The organism is Pseudomonas sp. ICMP 8385 (assembly GCF_002699915.1).
Lineage (GTDB): Bacteria > Pseudomonadota > Gammaproteobacteria > Pseudomonadales > Pseudomonadaceae > Aquipseudomonas > Aquipseudomonas gessardii.
In genome coordinates this window covers 1-2,384 of record NZ_LKBY01000008.1, presented here as the reverse complement: position 1 = coordinate 2,384, position 2,384 = coordinate 1, and the positions used below count along the sequence as shown (strand labels likewise).

Annotated in this window: 2 protein-coding genes and 1 pseudogene; all 3 read right to left on the bottom strand. The window is 53.9% G+C overall.

All coding sequences use genetic code 11. From position 1 onward, the window contains the following. Window positions 1–145: 145 nt before the first annotated feature. The gene (locus AO268_RS03725; protein WP_010466230.1) at window positions 146–1,126 is read right to left on the bottom strand and encodes an IS5-like element IS1384 family transposase; all 981 of its coding nucleotides are present in this window, start codon (window positions 1,124–1,126) and stop codon (window positions 146–148) included. A gap of 39 nt (window positions 1,127–1,165) precedes the next feature. Next, complete coding sequence (locus AO268_RS03720) at window positions 1,166–1,597, bottom strand: DUF3644 domain-containing protein (protein ID WP_257154333.1); 432 nt, start codon at window positions 1,595–1,597, stop codon at window positions 1,166–1,168. A gap of 407 nt (window positions 1,598–2,004) precedes the next feature. Next, a pseudogene (locus AO268_RS03715) lies at window positions 2,005–2,384 on the bottom strand (DDE-type integrase/transposase/recombinase); the annotation flags it as partial.

Below are 2,384 nucleotides of genomic sequence, written 5' to 3'. Positions count from 1 at the left end.
GGATGGTCTGAAGTAGCCATGTATTTCCCCGGCATACCACCTAGCGCAACTTTTAAACTCGCCAAATGATCAAAAAACAATCAATTCGACGAGTATTTCTTACGTTTTCGCCACCCGGACCCCACTCCGGTGGCCATTTCCCGCATTACAGGCGCACCTCTCCTGCATTCGTCAGTAAATGTCGGCGCGCCATCCACAGGTTCGACAGAGCGAACAGTGTCACCAGTTGCGCCGTGTTTTTGGCCAAGCCGCGAAAGCGCACCTTGGTGTAACCGAACTGGCGCTTGATTACCCGGAACGGATGCTCGACCTTGGCGCGCACCTGAGCCTTGGCCTTTTCAATCTTGCGCTTGGCTTTGTACAGCACGCTGCGCTTATCGAGTTTTTTGTAGGTGCTGCGGCGTGCCGCCACCTGCCAGATAACTTCACGTCCTTCATGCTCGGGCCGCTTTTCGACACCGGTGTAGCCTGCATCGGCGCAGACCACGTTTTCGTCGCCATGCAGCAATTTGTCCACCTGGGTGACATCCGCCACATTGGCCGCCGTGCCCACTACGCTGTGCACCAGACCCGATTCGTCATCGGCGCCGATGTGGGCCTTCATGCCAAAATAATACTGGTTTCCCTTCTTGGTCTGGTGCATTTCCGGGTCGCGCTTGCCGTCCTTGTTCTTGGTCGAACTGGGCGCATTGATCAGCGTTGCATCGACGATGGTGCCCTGGCGCAGCGACAGGCCGCGGTCGCCCAGATAGCCATTGATGACAGCGAGGATGCCGGCCGCCAGCTCGTGTTTCTCCAGCAAGCGGCGGAAGTTGAGAATGGTGGTTTCGTCGGGGATGCGCTCCAGGTTCAGCCCGGCAAACTGGCGCAGGATCGTGGTTTCGTACAGCGCTTCCTCCATCGCTGGATCGCTGTAGCCGAACCAGTTCTGCAGCAGATGCACACGCAGCATCGCCATCAACGGGTAGGCCGGACGGCCACCTTCACCTTTCGGATAATGTGGCTCGATCAAAGCAATCAAGCCCTTCCACGGCACCACCCGATCCATCTCGATCAGGAACAACTCCTTGCGGGTTTGCTTGCGCTTGCCAGCGTACTCGGCGTCGGCGAAGGTCATCTGCTTCATCGGGAAACTCGGTGGGTGGGGTCGCGGTATTTTGCCAAATCAGAAAGTCTTTTTCAGAGTTTCCCTAGCGCTTAAGAACTGATCGATCTTCGTTGTCATTTGGTGTTCGATTTCATGCCTCAAACCGATCAGAAATCGAAGATTGTTAGCGGCGCTCAAGGCTACCGGCGATTCAGGTTGATTCAAACACTTCTCCAGCTCCCAATGCTTTACAGCACCTTTAGCAGTTTTGTGAAATCGCTTTCGCGTACCTTCCATCTTGAAGTATCGATATTCAACTCCATTTTTTCGATAAAATGCGTGAAGGAGATAAGTCCAAGATATCATCATCAAAACAATAAATATTTCAGACTTGAAGGTGAGCGCAGGGTTATTGAATATCTGCACAGAGGCGAGGGCCGCCTCCCTGGATTTCTTGATAAGCTCGTCAGCTACAGAGCCAACCGATCGTACTCTCTTCTCTGCCGCCATTCTGATCATCCTTGGAGTGAACGATATTTATGCGCGCTTACTAAGAATGGCCATCGTGCGGGCTCGGAATGGTCCTACTCTTCCCTTAAACAATAGCGACAGATGGTCGGAAATCCAGTCTGGGCAAACGATTAACTGTATTTGCTCTCATCCCGCTCTGACACTATGCCCAACGTGGTTGTATAAGCGGAATCCTTGCCTCTGAATAGCTTTCAAACGTTGCTGTCGTGGTAGCTACAAAACTTCTCCGCGGGAGCGTCCGCTTTTGGCCGCTTTCTGCCGGTCAAGGCCCGCCCCGTGGGCTGGTCAGATCCCACGCAAACAACTGGTCAAGTCGAATGCAAATGGCTGGTCAGTGGCAATGCAAACGGGTGGTCAATTGGAATGCAATTCTCCACTTGTAGTGGTCAACTAATCCCGGACACGACGTTAAGTTTTTCCTCGGCCCGCGCTGGCGCCAACCCATCGTTGAATTGGTGAGGCCGAATCCAGTTGTAGCGATGCATCAAAAAATGGCTGATATCGCGCTGTGCTTCCTGCGCAGTTCGATAGCCCACGGTCGGCATCCATTCTGTTTTCAATCTGCGAAATACGCGCTCCATCGGCGCGTTATCCCAGCAGTTTCCTCGTCGACTCATGCTCTGGCGCATGCGGTATCGCCACAACCGCTGGCGAAAGAGTCGGCTTGCATATTGCGATCCTGGTCCGAGTGGAATAGCAGATCCGAAGGCCTGCCACGCTGCTCGTAAGCCATATCCAGCGCTTTGATCACCAGCTCAGCGTCTGG

What these genes read in the sequence shown, in the direction of transcription:
- AO268_RS03725 (WP_010466230.1), bottom strand. Translation starts at nt 1,126, where the DNA reads ATGAAGCAGATGACCTTCGCCGACGCCGAGTACGCTGGCAAGCGCAAG.
- AO268_RS03720 (WP_257154333.1), bottom strand. Translation starts at nt 1,597, where the DNA reads ATGGCGGCAGAGAAGAGAGTACGATCGGTTGGCTCTGTAGCTGACGAG.